At 70.5% G+C, this 15,917-nt stretch carries 19 protein-coding genes and 3 pseudogenes; 19 read left to right on the top strand and 3 right to left on the bottom strand.

What is annotated here, in order from left to right:
- Nucleotides 1–88: 88 nt before the first annotated feature.
- The 15 genes and pseudogenes from ACIQFZ_RS34900 to ACIQFZ_RS34830 all read left to right on the top strand — a co-directional run bounded on the left by ACIQFZ_RS34900 (nucleotide 89) and on the right by ACIQFZ_RS34830 (nucleotide 10,174).
- The gene (locus tag ACIQFZ_RS34900) at nucleotides 89–1,504 is read left to right on the top strand and encodes an amidase (protein WP_402693099.1); all 1,416 of its coding nucleotides are present in this window, start codon (nucleotides 89–91) and stop codon (nucleotides 1,502–1,504) included.
- A 340-nt stretch (nucleotides 1,505–1,844) separates the two neighbouring features.
- Nucleotides 1,845–3,122 (top strand): aromatic ring-hydroxylating dioxygenase subunit alpha, encoded by a 1,278-nt coding sequence (locus tag ACIQFZ_RS34895; protein ID WP_402693098.1) that lies wholly within the window; start codon nucleotides 1,845–1,847, stop codon nucleotides 3,120–3,122.
- The gene (locus tag ACIQFZ_RS34890) at nucleotides 3,119–3,607 is read left to right on the top strand and encodes an aromatic-ring-hydroxylating dioxygenase subunit beta (RefSeq protein ID WP_376546829.1); all 489 of its coding nucleotides are present in this window, start codon (nucleotides 3,119–3,121) and stop codon (nucleotides 3,605–3,607) included. The genes ACIQFZ_RS34895 and ACIQFZ_RS34890 overlap by 4 nt, the downstream gene beginning before the upstream one ends.
- Nucleotides 3,607–3,837, top strand: a complete 231-nt coding sequence (locus ACIQFZ_RS34885) for a hypothetical protein (RefSeq protein ID WP_390875512.1) — start codon at nucleotides 3,607–3,609, stop codon at nucleotides 3,835–3,837. The genes ACIQFZ_RS34890 and ACIQFZ_RS34885 overlap by 1 nt, the downstream gene beginning before the upstream one ends.
- A 146-nt stretch (nucleotides 3,838–3,983) precedes the next feature.
- Nucleotides 3,984–5,024, top strand: coding sequence for a fumarylacetoacetate hydrolase family protein (locus ACIQFZ_RS34880; protein WP_376546825.1), 1,041 nt, complete (start codon nucleotides 3,984–3,986; stop codon nucleotides 5,022–5,024).
- Between the two features lie 13 nt (nucleotides 5,025–5,037).
- Nucleotides 5,038–5,256, top strand: a pseudogene (locus ACIQFZ_RS34875) (hypothetical protein); the annotation flags it as partial.
- Between the two features lie 70 nt (nucleotides 5,257–5,326).
- Entirely contained in the window at nucleotides 5,327–5,497 is a 171-nt protein-coding gene (locus tag ACIQFZ_RS34870) for a hypothetical protein (RefSeq protein ID WP_402693133.1), read from the top strand.
- Nucleotides 5,494–5,976 (top strand): (2Fe-2S)-binding protein, encoded by a 483-nt coding sequence (locus ACIQFZ_RS34865; RefSeq protein ID WP_402693132.1) that lies wholly within the window; start codon nucleotides 5,494–5,496, stop codon nucleotides 5,974–5,976. The genes ACIQFZ_RS34870 and ACIQFZ_RS34865 overlap by 4 nt, the downstream gene beginning before the upstream one ends.
- Nucleotides 5,966–6,813, top strand: a pseudogene (locus ACIQFZ_RS34860) (amino acid ABC transporter ATP-binding protein). The gene ACIQFZ_RS34865 and the pseudogene ACIQFZ_RS34860 overlap by 11 nt, the downstream one beginning before the upstream one ends.
- Complete coding sequence (locus tag ACIQFZ_RS34855; RefSeq protein ID WP_402693097.1) at nucleotides 6,813–7,322, top strand: MarR family winged helix-turn-helix transcriptional regulator; 510 nt, start codon at nucleotides 6,813–6,815, stop codon at nucleotides 7,320–7,322. The pseudogene ACIQFZ_RS34860 and the gene ACIQFZ_RS34855 overlap by 1 nt, the downstream one beginning before the upstream one ends.
- A 207-nt stretch (nucleotides 7,323–7,529) precedes the next feature.
- Nucleotides 7,530–7,877, top strand: a complete 348-nt coding sequence (locus tag ACIQFZ_RS34850) for a hypothetical protein (RefSeq protein WP_402693096.1) — start codon at nucleotides 7,530–7,532, stop codon at nucleotides 7,875–7,877.
- On the top strand, nucleotides 7,874–7,996 hold the full coding sequence (locus ACIQFZ_RS34845; protein ID WP_376546817.1) for a hypothetical protein: 123 nt from the start codon (nucleotides 7,874–7,876) through the stop codon (nucleotides 7,994–7,996). Before ACIQFZ_RS34850 ends, ACIQFZ_RS34845 begins: the two co-directional genes overlap by 4 nt.
- A gap of 3 nt (nucleotides 7,997–7,999) precedes the next feature.
- Nucleotides 8,000–8,704: a thiamine pyrophosphate-dependent enzyme gene (locus ACIQFZ_RS34840; RefSeq protein ID WP_402693095.1), complete on the top strand. Its 705-nt coding sequence runs from the start codon at nucleotides 8,000–8,002 to the stop codon at nucleotides 8,702–8,704.
- Nucleotides 8,604–9,518 carry an ABC transporter substrate-binding protein gene (locus ACIQFZ_RS34835; protein WP_402693094.1) on the top strand — a complete coding sequence of 305 codons (915 nt, stop codon included), beginning with the start codon at nucleotides 8,604–8,606 and terminating at the stop codon, nucleotides 9,516–9,518. Before ACIQFZ_RS34840 ends, ACIQFZ_RS34835 begins: the two co-directional genes overlap by 101 nt.
- Before the next feature lie 101 nt (nucleotides 9,519–9,619).
- Nucleotides 9,620–10,174, top strand: coding sequence for a hypothetical protein (locus ACIQFZ_RS34830; RefSeq protein ID WP_402693093.1), 555 nt, complete (start codon nucleotides 9,620–9,622; stop codon nucleotides 10,172–10,174).
- On the opposite strand, the gene nthA is transcribed toward ACIQFZ_RS34830, so the two are convergent.
- Together nthA and ACIQFZ_RS34820 are read right to left on the bottom strand one after the other, a co-directional pair.
- Nucleotides 10,163–10,792, bottom strand: a complete 630-nt coding sequence (gene nthA, locus ACIQFZ_RS34825) for a nitrile hydratase subunit alpha (RefSeq protein WP_402693092.1) — start codon at nucleotides 10,790–10,792, stop codon at nucleotides 10,163–10,165. The two genes, ACIQFZ_RS34830 and nthA, sit on opposite strands and share 12 nt — an antisense overlap.
- Nucleotides 10,785–11,453: an SH3-like domain-containing protein gene (locus tag ACIQFZ_RS34820; RefSeq protein WP_402693091.1), complete on the bottom strand. Its 669-nt coding sequence runs from the start codon at nucleotides 11,451–11,453 to the stop codon at nucleotides 10,785–10,787. Before ACIQFZ_RS34820 ends, nthA begins: the two co-directional genes overlap by 8 nt.
- Nucleotides 11,454–11,482: 29 nt before the next feature.
- Here ACIQFZ_RS34820 and ACIQFZ_RS34815 point away from each other — a divergent pair, with 29 nt between their 5' ends.
- From ACIQFZ_RS34815 to ACIQFZ_RS34805, 3 genes are all read left to right on the top strand, one after another.
- On the top strand, nucleotides 11,483–13,072 hold the full coding sequence (locus ACIQFZ_RS34815) for an asparaginase domain-containing protein (protein WP_402693090.1): 1,590 nt from the start codon (nucleotides 11,483–11,485) through the stop codon (nucleotides 13,070–13,072).
- Nucleotides 13,073–13,094: 22 nt separating this feature from the next.
- Nucleotides 13,095–13,499, top strand: coding sequence for a RidA family protein (locus ACIQFZ_RS34810; protein WP_402693089.1), 405 nt, complete (start codon nucleotides 13,095–13,097; stop codon nucleotides 13,497–13,499).
- Between the two features lie 142 nt (nucleotides 13,500–13,641).
- Complete coding sequence (locus ACIQFZ_RS34805; RefSeq protein WP_402693088.1) at nucleotides 13,642–14,568, top strand: amino acid ABC transporter permease; 927 nt, start codon at nucleotides 13,642–13,644, stop codon at nucleotides 14,566–14,568.
- Here the strand turns inward: ACIQFZ_RS34805 and ACIQFZ_RS34800 are convergent.
- A complete protein-coding gene (locus ACIQFZ_RS34800) occupies nucleotides 14,552–15,028 on the bottom strand; it encodes a MarR family winged helix-turn-helix transcriptional regulator (protein ID WP_402693087.1) in 477 nt (158 codons plus the stop codon). The two genes, ACIQFZ_RS34805 and ACIQFZ_RS34800, sit on opposite strands and share 17 nt — an antisense overlap.
- A 147-nt stretch (nucleotides 15,029–15,175) precedes the next feature.
- Between ACIQFZ_RS34800 and ACIQFZ_RS34795 the strand changes: the two are divergent.
- Nucleotides 15,176–15,421, top strand: a pseudogene (locus ACIQFZ_RS34795) (transposase); the annotation flags it as partial.
- Nucleotides 15,422–15,917: the final 496 nt, after the last annotated feature.

The raw sequence follows: 15,917 nt of genomic DNA, 5'->3' as shown, positions 1-15,917 counted from the left end.
GGCGGCCACTCCTCGGAAGCGATCAAGCGCAAGAACCGATCAACCACACCCGGCCCCACCGGGCCGCCTAATAACTTACGGAGGCCCGATGACCACCGCCACGACGTTGACCGACCTGACCGCCACCGAGATCGCCGCCGCCGTCCGCGCCGGCGAACTCTCGCCCGTCGAGGTGGCCGAGGCGGTGATCGAGGCCGTCGACGCGCTCAATCCGACGCTCAACGCGTTCTGCATCCTCGACCACGAGCGGCTCCGCGCCGCGGCCCGCGACCTCGCGCGCCGCCAGGCCGCAGGGGAGGAGCTCGGCCTGCTGGCCGGCGTACCCCTCGCGGTGAAGGACCTGATCTTCGTCAAGGACCTGCCGATGGTCGCGGGCAGCCACGCCTTCCGGGACTTCCAGCCGGGCGAGGACGACGTCGTCGTCGAGCGGGCGCGGGCGGCAGACGCGCTGATCGTCGGCAAGACCAACACGCCCGAGCTGGGCTTCGCCGGCAACGGGATCAACCCGGTCTTCGGCGCCACCCGCAACCCGTGGGACACTGCGCTCACCTCGGGCGGGTCGAGCGCGGGCTCGGCGGTCGCGGTCGCGGCGCGGATGTCGCCGTTGGCGCTGGGCAGCGACGCGGCCGGGTCGGTGCGCGCGCCGGCGTCCTTCTGCGGCGTCTACGGACTCAAGGCCAGCATGGGCCGGATCCCGCTCTACCCGGGCTGCAGGGTCGACACCTATCCCGGACTGTCGAGCTTCGAGTCGGTCGAGCACATCGGCCCGCTCAGCCGGACCGTGCAGGACAGTGCGCTGCTGATGGCCGCCGTCAGCGGGCCGCACGGGCGCGACCGGCACTCGCTGCCGGCGGCCGACTTCGACTGGCTCACCGCGACGCAGGGCGACATCCGCGGGCTGCGGGTGGCCTTCTCGCCGGACCTCGGGTACGCCGAGGTCGACGCGCGGGTGGCGGCCGTCGTACGGCGGGCGGTGGAGGTGTTCGAGCGCGACCTCGGCTGCATCGTCGACGAAGTGGTCGCGCCCTGGCCGGACCCGTACGACGACTTCTGGGCGATGCTCGTCGCTGAGACCGACATGGAGGGCATGCGGCGGATGGTCGCCGAGCACCCGGGCCAGATCTCGCCGCACATCGTCGGCATGCTCGAGGTGCCGTGGACCGTCGACCAGGTGACCCGGTCGGGGATGATGCGCAAGCGGGTGGTCAACGGGATGGCCGACCTGATGGAGAGCTACGACCTGCTGCTCACCCCGACCATCGCGGTGCTGCCCTGGCCGGCCGAGGACCACGCGCCCGCGACGCCCAAGGACTCCTCGCCGTTCGTGCTGCCGATGAACCTCACCGGGCAGCCCTCGGCGTCCATCCCCGCCGGCTTCACCGACGAGGGGCTGCCGGTCGGCCTGATGATCAGCGGCCGCCGGCTCGAGGACGACGTGGTGCTGCGCGCGTCCGCCGCGTTCGAGGCGGCGGCGCCGTGGATCGGACGACGCGCGGCCCTCTGAGGACCGGGCGTCGGCGGGATCAGCGGGCTCAGCGGGCGAAGTACTCGGCGGTGATCGCGGCCCGGGTCCAGCGCAGGTCGCCTCCCAGGAGGGGATCGGCCCGGGGCCGTCTTCGCCGCCGTCATCCTGATCGCCGTCGCCTCGACGGTCCTGTACGGCGGGCTGGTGCTCATCGAGCGCGTCCTGCTCCGCTGGCGCCCTCGCGTCGGCAAGCCTGCGGCCTGAGCAGAACGGCGCATACGACAGGAACGGGCACTGAATTGCCGGGTTCCTAGCCTTCACGCGCCCAAAAATAGGTCGTACTATTCATACATCCGGTAAGGGGAAAGAGAGCATGTCGATGGCATCAGGACCTACCGCCGTTCCGAGGCCGTACTACCGCGACCCCGCCGTCCTCGAGCGTGAGCTCGGGGAGGTCTTCGGACGCAGCTGGCTCTTCGTGGCGCACGAGTCGGAGATCCCGGAGGTCGGCGACTACGTCACCCGGTCGATGGGCGGTGATCCGGTCATCGTCGCGCGCACGCAGGCGGACGGCGTCCGGGTCATGCTGAACTCGTGCACCCACCGGGGCACGCAGGTCTGCAAAGTCGCCCACGGCAACACCACGACCTTCCGCTGTGGCTACCACGGCTGGGTGTTCGGCACGGACGGCGATCTGAAGGGCGTGCCGGGGCGACGCGCCCTCTACGGGCCGGACTTCGACCTCAGCCGGCTCGGCCTGCGCCAGGCGCGGACCGAGGTGCTGCACGGCCTGATCTTCGCGACCTGGGACCCCGATGGCCCCGACCTGATGACCTCGCTCGGCGAGTTCGGCTGGTACCTCGACGCCTTCTTCGGGCTGTTCCCCGGCGGCATGGAGGTGTACGGCGGCATCCACCGGGTCAACGTCCGCGGCAACTGGAAGATCCACGCCGAGAACTTCTCCGGCGACGGCTACCACCTCCAGGTCGCGCACCGGACCATGTTCGAGCTCGGCGTGATGGGCGACCAGGCCGGCAGTGTCGAGGGCTTCGTCGTCAACGACCCCAACGGCCACTGCCTGCGCAGCCAGTACCTCGCCGACGAGGGCGTGCCCAACACGGTCTTCGGCTACGAGGACGAGCTGCTCGAGCCCGCGCTCGCCGCCGCCGACCCGGAGGTACGCCGCTTCCGCGAGAAAACCACCGTCATCCACGGACTCGTGTACCCGAACCTGCTGCTCATCACGACCGCGCCGCGCTACTTCGGCACGGACGCCGACGGCTCGGTCGCGTTCACCCAGCTGCGCGTGCTCACGCCGATCGACCAGCATCACCACGAGGTCGCCTACTGGAGCCTGGTGCCGCGCGATGCGAGCCCCGAGTGGAAGGCCAAGTCCTACCTCTACGTCACGCGCCAGCACGGCGCCGCGTCGTACTTCGAGGCCGACGACCTGGAGAACTTCCGGCGGATCGACGCCGGGCTCGGCACCGTCGCCGGCGCGCGGGCGCCGTACAACTACGAGCTCGGGCTGGGCGCCGCCGAGTCCGGACCGCCGCCGTGGAAGGGGCCGGCCCGGATCGTCCGGCAGGACTTCACCGAGGCCAACCAGCGGACCTTCGTCGGCCGCTACCTCGAGCAGATGGGGGAGCGGGCATGAGGGCCGAGATCGAGGACTTCCTGGTCCACGAGGCGGAGCTCCTCGACACCGGCCGGTACGGCGAGTGGCTGGACCTGCTGCACGAGGACTTCCTCTACCGGGTGCCCGTCCCGCTCGCCCGCGAGGACCCGACCCAGAGTCCGTACGACGACGTCCTGGAGTACGCCAACGAGTCGAAGAGCTTCCTGGAGATGCGCTTCCGCCGGATCGCGTCCGACTTCGCCTGGGCCGAGCGGCCGGCGGCGATGGTGCGGCATTTCGTGTCGAACTTCCGGGTCGAGCCCGAGGAGGGGGACGTCGAGGCCTACCGGGTGCGCACCAACGTCCTCGTGGTGCGCGCCCGGCTGCCCGAGGCGCCGGTGATCGCGACCGCGGGTCGCCATGACCGGATCGTCCGGCAGGACGGCGTCCTGCTGCTCGCGTCGCGGGTCGTGCATCTCGACGCCGAGGTGCCGACGGAGAGCCAGCTCGGGGTCATCTTCTGATGGCCGGCGAGCGCTGGCAGGTGCACAACGAGTTCGCCTCGGTCGCGCTGCGGGTCGTCCCGTTCGGCCGCGGGACCCGGTTGGAGATCACCTCGGGGCGCCTCGAGGACGTCGGTCTGATCGACCCGACGGTGCTCGAGGCGCTCACCCTGCTCGACGAGCGCGCCCTGATGGCGATCGTCGCGCAGGCCACCGAGAAGGGCTCCGGAACTTCCCCGGAAGACCGTTGACATTCGGCGAGATATAAGACGTATACTGCATAAATCTCGAAGGGTCGACAACAGAGAATGCCCTGACATGGGGCAGGCGACTTCCGGATAAAAGACGTATACGACATAAATGTCTGAGAATCACGGTCTCGGTGACAGGAGTGAGTGTGTCTTCGAACAGCTTCCGGCTCTGCACCTACGTGACGGGCGGGTTCGCATCGGTCGGCCTGGGTGTCGGTGACGAGCCGACCCGCGTCATCGACGTCGAGCGCGGCTTCCGGCACCTGCACAGCACCGGCCGCGGCGACTTCGTCGTCTGGCCGACCCGCCTGGAGATGCTCCAGATGCTCACCAACTGGGACTATTTCCTGCCCCGGCTGGCCCAGCTCGCCGACGTGGCCGAGACGCTGCCGGCGGACGCCGACTTCGTCCACGCCGCCGACGCCGTCCGCTACGCCCCGCCGATCACCAACCCGGGCAAGATCCTCAACGCCGGCGCCAACTACTACGACCACATCAGGGAGATGGGCACCCCGGAGATGTCTCCGGAGACCGACATCCCCTACATCTTCCCGAAGACGCCGAACAATGCGCTGATCGGCGACGGCGACTCGATCGTGCTGCCGCGCAAGCGCAACTGGGACGTCGCTCAGTACATCGACTGGGAGGCCGAGCTGGCCGTCGTCATCGGCCGCACTGCCGAGGACGTGTCGCCCGAGGAGGCGATCGACTACATCGCCGGCTACACGATCTACCAGGACATCTCCGGGCGCGACAAGATGATCCGCGAGACCGGCCCGTTTTCGTGGGACTGGTACGCCAACAAGTGCAACGACACGTTCGCCCCGCTCGGGCCGTGGATCGTGCCTGCCCAGTTCGTTCCGGACCCCCAGAACCTCTCGATCAAGTCGATCGTCAACGGGGAGGTTCAGCAGGACTCCAACACCAAGGAGATGATCTGGACCGCCGCGGAGATGGTGTCCTACGCCTCCGAGATCACCCGGCTCGAACCCGGCGACATCGTCGCCACCGGCACCTGCGCGGGCTGCGGCATGGCCAAGGGCATCGACGTGGGCTGGGACGGCATCAAGGACCTGTTCCCGAACATGTACGCGGGCGGCGGCGCCTTCCTCAAGCCCGGCGACACCCTGGTGACCGAGATCGAGGGCCTCGGCCGGCTCACCAACTCCGTCGTCGCGGCGGGCTGAGGCCGTCGGGACGATGCGGGTCATCGGGCAGCGGGTGCGGCACGTCGACTGGCGTGCCGTCACGAGCGGAGCAGCCTCCTACGCCGACGACGAGGCGCACCCAGGTGCGCTCGTCGCCGGGGTGCTGCGCAGCCCGCACCCGCATTCCCGCATCGTCTCGATCCGCACCGACCGGGCGCGTGCGGTGCCCGGCGTGCAGGCCGTCCTCACCGCGGCCGACGTCCCCGACCGTACCTACCTCGACTACCGCGTGCCCGACCAGGACCGCCGGCGGCGTCGCTCCCACCCCGCGCCGGATCCCCGTGATCGAGCGGGCACTCGAAGGCCATCGGTACGACGGCCGCACGGCCGAGCGCGCGTGCGCGGCGTGGGAGCACGGCACCCACCCGCTCCCGGGCAACCACTGGAAGGTGTTCGCCACCTCCGGGCTGGTGCGCGCGGCGCTCGACGGGCTGTTCGGAGGCGCCCGATGAAGGCGGTGCTGGACGTCAACGGCGAGTGGCACGAACTCGACCTGCGCGGAGCCGAGCGGCTGCTCGACGTGCTCCGCGACCGGCTCGGCCTGACTGGCGCGAAGGCCGCCTGCCGGCAGGGCGAATGCGGCGCCTGCACGGTGCTCGTCGACCGGCGGAGGGTGCTGGCGTGCGTGACGCCCGCGGCCGTCGTACGGGGTGCGGTGACGACGGTGGAGGGCGTGGCCGAGGAGTCCGAGCCGCTGCGCCGCGCCTTCGCCGACGAGGGCGGCTTCCAGTGCGGCTTCTGCACGCCCGGCCAGATCATGCGGGCGCTCGCGCTGCTCGCCGAGAGCTCGGCCGAGGAGCTCGCTGACGGCGCCGCGGTGCGCGTCGCCCTCGCCGGGAACGTGTGTCGGTGCACCGGATACGCCGGCCTCGTCCGGGTGCTGCAGCGCTGCGCCCCGAATCAGAAGCAGGAGCCAACGGATGTCCAGTGAGAGCAACACCCTGACCGTGCCCCGCCCCATGGTGCACGCCGAGAGCGTCCGCAAGGCGTTCGGCAGCCACGAGGTGCTCAAGGGCATCGACCTGATCGTGCAGCCGCGGGAGGTCGTCTGCCTGCTCGGTCCGTCCGGCTCGGGGAAGACGACCCTGCTGCGGTGCATGAACCGGCTGGAGAAGTTCGACAGCGGCCGGATCTGCGTCGACGGCGACTACGTCGGCTACCGGATGCGGGACGACGGCCGGCTGCAGGAGGTCGCGTCGCCGAGTCGGCGATCTGCAAGCAGCGCTCGTCGATCGGCATGGTGTTCCAGCGGTTCAACCTCTTCCCGCACATGACCGCCCTCGAGAACATCGTGAAGGGACCGGTCGGCGTGCTCGGCCGCAACCGCAAGGAGGTCGACGCCGAGGCGCGGGCGCTGCTGGCGCAGGTCGGCCTCGCCGACAAGGCGGACGCCTACCCGAACAGCCTCTCCGGCGGCCAGCAGCAGCGGGTCGCGATCGCGCGGGCGCTGTGCATGCGGCCCAAGCTGATGCTCTTCGACGAGCCCACCTCGGCCCTCGACCCGGAGCTGGTGGGGGAGGTGCTGGAGGTGATCCGGAACCTCGCCGACGACGGCGTGACGATGGTGATCGTCACCCACGAGATCGGCTTCGCCCGCGACGTCGCCGACCAGGTCGTGTTCATGGACGGCGGTGTGGTCGTCGAGCACGGCACGCCCGAGCAGGTCCTGGAGCACCCCGAGCAGGTCCGCACCCAGCGCTTCCTCGCCAGCGTGCTCCGCGACCCGGAGTCGGCGCGGTCGCCGCGCTCCCGGCGGGGAGTCTCCTGATGACCGCCACCGAGCCGGCGGACAGCGAGCTGCCGGGTCGCTTCGACCTCAGCCACAACGTCAACTTCCTGCTCCGGCTCGCGCACGCGCGCGGCGACCTGTTGTTCAACGAGGCGATGGGCGATCTCGACCTGACCCCGCGCCAGGCCGCGCTGCTGCATGCGGTCGACCGGTGCGAGGGCGGCAACATCAGCGTCCTCACCGTCGTCACCGGGATGGACCGCGGCACGCTCTCGGAGATGACGCCGCGGCTGGTCAAACGCGGCCTGCTCAACCGTCGTCCCGCACCCGGCGACCGGAGGGCCAAGTCGCTCTACCTCACGCCGGACGGCGTCGCGCTGCTCCGGCTGGCCCGGCAGCGCACGGCCAGCCTGCGCGAGCGGGTGCTGGCCTCGATGCCGGTGGAGTACCACGACCTCTTCGTGAAGATGCTCGCCCAGATGGTCGGCCTCGAGACCGAGACCCGCATCGTCCACGACCTCCCCAGCGTCCCCCGAAGGAGAACCTGATGAAGCTCACCGATGCCGCCCTCAATCGCCCCCAGTCCGGGGTGCGGAAGATGATGGAGCTCGCGTGGGGACGCGAGGACGTCATCCACCTGGAGGTGGGGGAGCCGGGCTTCGCGACCCCCGACCACGTGATCGAGGCCGCGCACCGTGCCGCTGCGGTCGACCACCGCACCCGCTACTCGCCGACGCCGGGGCTCCCCGAGCTGCGTGGCCGGCGCCTTCCTCGGCGGACGCTGGCCGGTGCTGCTGACCGAGGCGTCCGGACTGGGCCTGAGCGGGCTGATCCTGGCCCGCGCGATCGTCCAGCGCACGCCGATGCTGGTCCTGGCCGGCCACAACGAGGCGCTCGGCGAGCGGCACGACTACACCGCTGCGGCGCGGCGGGTGAGCGAGCCGCTGCTGCGCGGGCTGAACATCCCGTACGTCGTGGTCCGCGACAAGCGCGAGATCCCGACGGTGGTCTGCGAGGCCCAGCTGACCGTGCGCGGCGACCGTCGTCCGGTGGCGGTGCTGTTCCCGCGGCACAGCCTGCACGTCGAGGAGGAGCACGCATGAACCGGCGTGAGGTACTGGAGATCTTCGCCCGCCACCGCGGTGACGCACCCGCGGTGACCGGGCCGAGCTTCGGCGGTCGGGTGCTCCACGAGCTGGCCCACGAGCCGGCCACGATCTAGAACATGGAGCTCGCCTACCCGACGGCTCTGTGCCTCGGGCTGGCGCTGGCGCTACCGGAGCAGCGGGTGTACGCCGTCGAGGGTGACGGCTCGTTGATCGCCGGCATGGCGACGCTGACCACGGTCGCCCGCTGCGTCCCACCCAACCTCGTCGTCCTGGTGATCAACAACCGCTCGTTCGCGAGCACTGGCGCCCAGCCGACAGCCCGAGGCCGGCGCGGCCGACCTGGTCGCGATCGCCCGTGGGTCCGGCATCGCCGAGGCGGTCCGGGCGAGGGATGTCGCCGAGGTGGAGGCCGCGCTGAGCCGGGCGGCCACGGCACCCGGTCCGCACTTCGTCGTCGCCGACGTCGAGCCCGAGGACGGACGGCCGGCAGATCGCAGGCTTATCCGTTCGACATCGTCGAGGCCGCGGTCGTGTTCCGCCGCGCGCTGGAGGACCGTGGTCTGGTGCCACCATCTGGGCGGTTGAAATGCAGCGTACACGCTTTATCTGATGATTCCGCACTCCCGAAAAACCCAAGAATTCTCGGAAGTAATTGCATCGTACTGTGCGTGAATTTGAGAGGCCGGACTTCCCGGACGAACAGGTGGAATGGAGACCCGCGTGAACAAGCAACTCACTGGCCGTGTTCGACTGCGCGCGGCCCTGGCCGGCGCCGTCGCCGTCCTGGTGGCCACTTCGCTGACGGGGTGCGCCTCCCATGATGCGAAGGGCTCGACCGGCAGCCACGCGGCGAAGAACGCCGAGGCTGTCAAGCGACTCCCCAAGGCCATCGCCGACGCCGGCGTGGTCCGCGTCGCCTCGACCTTCGGCTACCCGCCCGAGCAGTTCTACGAGGAGGACGGCAAGACCCCGACCGGCTTCTCGGTCGAGCTCGGTCAAGCGCTCGGCGAGCAGCTGGGCGTCGACTTCAAGTTCGAGAACGTCAGCTTCGACGCGATCCTCCCGGGCATCGAAGCCAAGCGGTACGACATCGCGATCTCCTCGATGAGCATCACGCCGGAGCGCTCGCAGCAGGTCAACTTCGTCAAGTACATGGACGCGGGCGGCTCGCTGCTCGTCAAGGGCGACAACAACGACATCTTGGGCATGCAGGACCTCTGCGGCAAGACGGCGGCCAACACCACCGGCTCGCTGCACGGCGCCTACCTCGAGGAGTACAGCAAGACCAACTGCGTCGCCCAGGGCAAGCCGCCGATCAAGGTCGTCAACTTCTCCGACGCGGCCGCGCCCAACCAGGCCGTGGCCACCGGACGCGCGGACGTCTGCTACCGCGACTTCACCGCCAACGCCTACATAGCGCAGAAATCCAACGGCCAGTTCAAGGTCGTCGGCGGCATCGTGAAGACGAGTCCCTACGGCATCGCCGTCGGCAAGGACGACCTGCAGCTCGCCGAGGCCATCAATGTCGCGCTCAACGCCATCATCAAGGACGGCACGTACGACAAGATCCTGTCCAAATGGAAGGTCGACGAGGCTGCGATCACCCAGTCCGAGGTCGTGAAGGCGACCGCCTGACCGACGACCCGGCCGGCTACCCGGGTCCCGCCGCCTCCCGACCGGAGCGCGGCGGGGCCCGGGTGGACGCGTCTTTCGGGAACGATGGAAGGAGCGCTGCCGTGGCTGACGGTAACGCATGTTCGTGGAACGACGAGGAGCTCGTGTTCGCCGAGCCCTGGCAGGGCCGGGCCGCGGCGCTCGCCCGAGCGTGGGTCGAGCGGGCCGAGGACGGGGCGTTCCGCTCCGGCCTGACAGCGACACTGTCGCAGGACCCGACCGCCCGCTACTTCGAGTCGGTGGTCGGCGCCTTGGAGGCGGCGGCGCTCGGCAGCGGGCGGGTCGCGGCCGACCAGCTGGACCGGGCGCGGCTCACCGCGGCGACGTACGCCGTCACCGATCCGGAGCACGGCGCCATCGACGTCCTCTCGCTCCAGGCCGACGACGGCAACCGGGTCTGGGCGGTGCCGCTGTTCGGGCTGGTCGACTGGCGCCGGGTGCGGCACCTGGAGGCCTACTGGGCCGGCGATCCCGCGTCGCCGGTCGCAGGGATCCGCGCGTTCGACCGCCAGGAGCGGCTGCTCACCGACGTCCCGGTCGATCGGGAGAAGCTGCAGCGGCTGCTCTCCGACGTGCTCTTCCCGCCGCTGCTCGACGACACCGTCTCAGGAGGCTGAGCCCGCCCGGCCTGCACCGATCATCGCGTCGCGCGAGACCAGGCCGACGAGTGCCTCCTCGGTCCAGCCCTCGGTGCCGGCCGGGCGCTCCGGCAGCACCAGGTAGCGGGTCTCGGACGTGGAGTCCCACACCTTGACCTCGACCTCGGGGCCGAGCTCGACGCCGAACTCGCGCAGCACGGCTCGCGGCTCGGCGACCGCGCGGGACCGGTAGGCGAAGCTCTTGTACCAGAGCGGGGGCGCCCCCAGGAGCGACCACGGGTAGCAGGAGCACAGCGTGCAGACCACGAGGTGGTGGACGTCGGGTCCGTTCGCGACGACGCGCACCCGGGCGCCCTCGATGCCGCCGATGCCGAGCTCCGCCGCCGCGGCGGTGCCGTCGGCGAGCAGCCGGGACCGGAACTCCGGGTCGACCCAGGCCCGCGCCACGACCCGTGCGCCGTGATGCGGACCGAGGCGCTTTTCGACGTACTCGACATATTTGTCGATCGCGTCGGTCGACGCCAGGCCGCGCTCCACGAGCAGTGCCTCGAGCGCCATGGTGCGCAGCTCGAACTCGGATCGCGCCCGCCGGGAGCGGGGGCTGGCGTAGTGCTCGTGTCCGTGCTCGTCAGTCATGGTCGGCTCCTGTCAGGTAGTGCTCGGTGAGATCGACGTGCACGGTGAAGGCGGGCTCCTCGCCCGTGCCCCACAGTTCCGTGGAGCGGAAGGCGACGGTGTAGACCGTCTCTGCGGACGCACCCTTCGGCCGGTCGAGGGGGAGCTCCGGGCCGCAGATGCGCTCCACCAGGCCGACCGCGCCGCGCACGTAGCGCGGGCACCGGTTGACGCCCTCCGAGCTGCGTTCCCTCCGAACGCAAACCCTGTCCCCGACGGCGAATCGTGCCTCCGCGAGGCGCGGGAGCCGCTGCTCCGCGGACATGAGCTCGCTCATCAGCGCGGTGAGCTCGGCCGACTCCGCACGCGGTACGACGCGCACGCCGCGCGCGATCTCGTCGCGGTAGCGGACCAGCTCGTCGGGGTGGATGGCGCCGCGCCGGAACAGCAGCTCCTCGATGGCGAGCAGCCAGCGCGCGAAGTACGGCGCGGCCAGGTAGGTCTCCGGTGGCAGGCCCTCGATCCACGGCCGCAGCGACTCGCCCGCGGCCTGCAGCGCAAGGGCGTGGGCGCGCAGCTCCCAGTCCTCCGAGGCGACCTCGTCGGAGCCCGCGGTGCGCACCGGGCCGAAGCCGGCAACGCCTCCGAGATCGTGCACGCCGTCCACATATGCATCGTACACTGCATAAGTTGCTACGACGAGGAGTTCGCATGGGCAAGCCCCGCATCGCCGTCTTCACCGGCCCGATGCCGACGATCGCCAACACGACGCCCCTCGTGACGGGCGCGCGATCGCTCCGCCCGCAGCGGCTGGCCGCACCGGTGAAGGTTCTCGTGGAGGCGTTCTCCGCGCATCCGCTCGAGGCGCAGGCGGCGCATCTCTACGGCCCGCCCGACGGCTGGCTGGACGCCGACGGCCGGCTGGTCGCCGAGGAGCCGGCCGCGGGGGGCACGCCGGTCTACGAGGTCGAGCTCAACCCCGACGACGGCCTCTTCCTGCTGCCGTACGTCGCCCGCCGGGCCGACGGCCGGCCGTGGGAGTCGTCCGCGGAGCCCGCTGCCGCAGCGGACACCCGGCAGACCTTCCTGCCCGACGCGCGCCGCCTCTATGAGGAGATCGAGCGCTTCGAGGTCGGCGGCGACGGCCGGCCGGTGGCGCTCTCGGCGCTCGCCGACTTCGACTTCCTCCGGGCCGCGCCCGGCGGCGGATACCCGCGGGACGGCGAGCGGCTCGGCGTCGACTACTTCCCCTACGAGCCCCCGCATCTGGTGCGCGAGCCCGACCTCGCGGCCCTCGCCCGGATCACCGACCATGTGCAGGAGGCCGCCGCCACCGGGCGGTACGCCGGACTGCAGTGGCTGGAGAGCAGCGCGACCGTCGAGGAGACGCTCTACTGGCTCAACCTGGTCATCGACACCACGGTGCCGATCGTCGGGCACGCCGCGCAGCGCAGCCACCGCGCCATCGGTCACGACGGTGCGAAGAACATCCTCGACGGCGTCCGATTCATCCTCTCCGGCGTCTGGGCGGACGACGGCGGTCGTGACCGGCTCGGCGCCGTCCTGATCGTCGACGAGATGGTCCTGGCCAGCCGCGAGGTCGCGAAGATCGACGCCCGGCCGGGCGGGTACGTCGCCGTCGGCGGGCACGGCGGCGTGGTCGCCGACCTCGGCGCGCACTGGGGTCCGAGGCTGACCTATGTCCCCGAGCGACGGCACACTGCGACGTCCGAGCTGAGGCTGCCGCTGCTGCCGAGCGAGGTGGATGCGGTCGAGGGCGACCTCGCGACCGGTGTACGACGCACGCGTCTCGCCACCAAGGACGCCGACGGCCGGCTCGTCGGCCCGGCGATGCCGCGGGTCTCCCTCGTGCCGTTCGGCCACTTCGCCGAGACCGAGCTCGGCCCCGACGAGCAGGCGGCGCCGGACGCGGGAGTGATCGGGCAGGTCGAGCGGGCGCTCGCGCGCGGGGGACTGGCCGGCCTCGTCGTGGAGGGGATGGTGCCCTACGGATCGACCGATCCTGCCGTGGACCGCGCACTCCGGATCGCCACGTGCGCGGGTATCCCAGTGGTTCGGGTCGGCCGCGGCCATCCGGGCGGCATGGTGTTCCGCCGCGACTCGTGGGCGATCGCCGGCGACAACCTGACCGCCAACAAGGCGCGGATGCTGCTGACAGCGGCGCTGCTCCGGCTCGGCGCGCTGCCGCCCGCGCGTGACCCGCTCGCGCCGACCGACGCCGAGTGCACGGCGATCCGGGCGCGGCTGCGGGACTTCCAGGACATCTTCGACACCCACTGACCCCGAGCATTCAGGAGCAGCCATGACCGTCGAGCACCTCAACCCGGCGTCGCTCGCGCCGCCCAACGGCTACAGCCATGTCACCGTCGCGACCGGACGGTCGCTGGCGTTCATCGCGGGCAAAATCGCGGTCGACGCCGACGGTGCGCTGGTCGGCGCCGGTGACTACCAGATCCAGGGGCGGGTCGCGGCGCGGAACCTCTGGCTCGCACTGCAGGCGGCTGGGGGGCGTCCTGACCAGCTGGCCCGGCTGAGCATCTACATCGTCGACCACACGCCCGAGCGGGAGGACGACGTCCTCGCCGGCATGGCGGAGGCGGCGGTCGAGAGCGGCATCGGCCCCACGGCGGGCATCCTGATCGGCGTCGCCGCAGTCGGCATCCCCGGCGCGCTGGTCGAGATTGAGGCCGTCGCCGTTCTCGACTGAATGCCGGACTGCAACGTAATCCGCGCAAGTCGTAGACCCTCTTGAGTTCTTCCTCCCCGCAAACAAAGGAAGAACCCTTGACGCTCCCCAGCAACTATGTCGTACTGGTCATAATATGAGCTGAGTGAAGGGAACGGCGAGGATGGGTGATCACGCACTGGCCGCCGAGTCGGCGCCGGCGGCTCCGGGTGACGCGGGCGAGCGACCCGACGAGCTGCCCAGCCCGGTCCGGCTGCGGCATCCGTGGCGGTGGGTCGCCGTCGTCGTCCTGGCCTACGTCGCCGTGCGCGTCGTCCTCGCCTTCGCAGGCAACGACAACATGCACTGGGACGTCGTCGGCCACTACCTCTTCGCGCCCGCCGTCCTGCGCGGTCTGCTGCTGACGGTCGAGCTGACCGCCGCGGCGATGGGGCTGGCGATCGCAGCCGGCATCACGATCGCGCTGATGCGGCTCTCGCCCAACCCGGTGCTGTCGACCTTCGGCGCCGGCTACGTCTGGTTCGTGCGGGCCACGCCGGTCGTCGTCCAGCTGCTGTTCTGGTTCTTCCTCGCGGCGGTGTTCCCGACGATCAGCATTGATGTGCCGTTCGGCCCGACACTCTTCGAGCTCGACACCAACACGCTCATCGGGCAGTTCGTCGCCGGCATGCTCGGCCTCGGCATCAGCGAGAGCGCGTACGTCGCGGAGATCGTCCGGGCGGGCATCGCGTCGGTCGACCGCGGCCAGACCGAGGCGTCGCAGAGCCTGGGCATGTCCCGGATGCGGATGATGCGCTGGGTGATCCTGCCGCAGGCGATGCGCGTGATCATCCCGCCGGTGGGCAATGCGGTGATCAACATGACGAAGATGACCGCGGTGGTGCTGATCATCGGCCTGCCGGACCTGATGACCTCGGTCCAGCTCATCTACTCGCGGAACTTCTTCCAGATCCCGCTGCTCACGGTGGCGTGCTTCTGGTACGTGCTGCTGGTCTCGGCGTTGACCGTGCTCCAGCTGCGCCTCGAGCGGCGCTTCGGGCGCGGCGTCCTCGGCAACCCGGTGGCGCGACGATCTAGGCGTGGTCGCTGACGGTCCGGACCTCGGTCTCCATCCCGACCATGAGGGACAGCATCTTCACGAAGAGCGCGTGGTACTCCGGCGGGAGGGTGGAGAGCACTGCGGCGCGGACGTCGTCCGTCCGCTCGATCACCGCGCGGATAAGCTCGGCGCCCTCGTCGGTGATGGTGAGCGCCTTCGCGCGACCGTCGTCGGCGGCGCGGCTCTCGACGAGGAGGCCGCGGCGGACCATCCGGGGCACCATCTCGGACGTCGTACCGCGGTCCATGCCGCCGAGCTGGACGACGTCGGTGAGGCTGGCGCCGGGGTGGTGGAGCACGACGTAGAGCAGCGTCGCCTGCCGCGGCGTGATGTCGAGCCCCTCCATGGTCTCGGCGAAGATCGCCTCGGCCCGCTGGTGCGCACGGCGCAGCAGGTGGTTGACGTTGGTGAAGAGGTCGTACTCGCGTGCGCTCTGGGCTTCTCGTTTCACACTCACGTCCATGTCGGGGCGGCGCCGGGCGGTGGGGTAAGCGTACGCGAGACTGTGATGTGAGGTGAGTCACCTTTACAGCGGGCGCTTTCTGTCAAGTGCTTGCGTCCAGCTAGGGTGCGTTTCAGAAGTGGATCTTGATGTGCCATGATCCACTTCGTGGGCAGGCATGATCTGACGAACGCACAGTGGGCGAGGCTGGAGCCGCTGCTCCCGGTCAGGAAGAAGCCCGGGCGGCCGCCGGTTCACACCAAGCGGCAGCTGATAGACGGCATCCGCTGGCGTACCCGCACGGGTGCGCCCTGGCGGGACGTGCCCGAGCGGTATGGCCCCTGGCAGACCGTCTACGGGCTGTTCCGGCGCTGGCAGCGGGACGGCACCTGGGCCGCCATTGGAGCAGCAGCCTCGCTCGCCGAGGCCTGCTTGCCAGGGGACATGGTCAAACTCCCAGGTCAGAACGGATGTTGCTGACCTTGAGGAAACCCGCCGACCCCGACCAGACCACCAACCACGAGACCCCGACCACGGTCACGATGGGGACACGAAGCCCTTGGTCGGGCCTGTGGTCTGCCCGACCACAGGCCCGACCACGGGCCGGTCATGAGACGAGGACAGGACATCGCATCCGGCCCACGGTCCCCGGGCGACCACGGGATGCTCGGCCAACGGACCAGCCCCCGATGCGCAGGCGGAAGCCACCCGGACCCCGCCAGGCGCCTGCGCAGTGCGCCACCCGGACCTGCGCACCAGAAGATCAGGAATCCTCGGCCGGTTGTCGGCGGTCTCTGAACCTGGGTTCTGGATCACTTTCCGTGCTGGGGCCACGGAGGGTCACCACAACCGCGATCATGAACGGCCTCACGCCGAGAGGAGGACCCGCTTGCGGAGC

It is taken from the genome of Streptomyces sp. NPDC093064 (assembly GCF_044754605.1).
Classification (GTDB): Bacteria; Actinomycetota; Actinomycetes; order Streptomycetales; family Streptomycetaceae; genus Streptomyces.
Note: the sequence above shows the minus strand (reverse complement) of the source record. Positions and strands in the feature narration are given on the sequence as shown.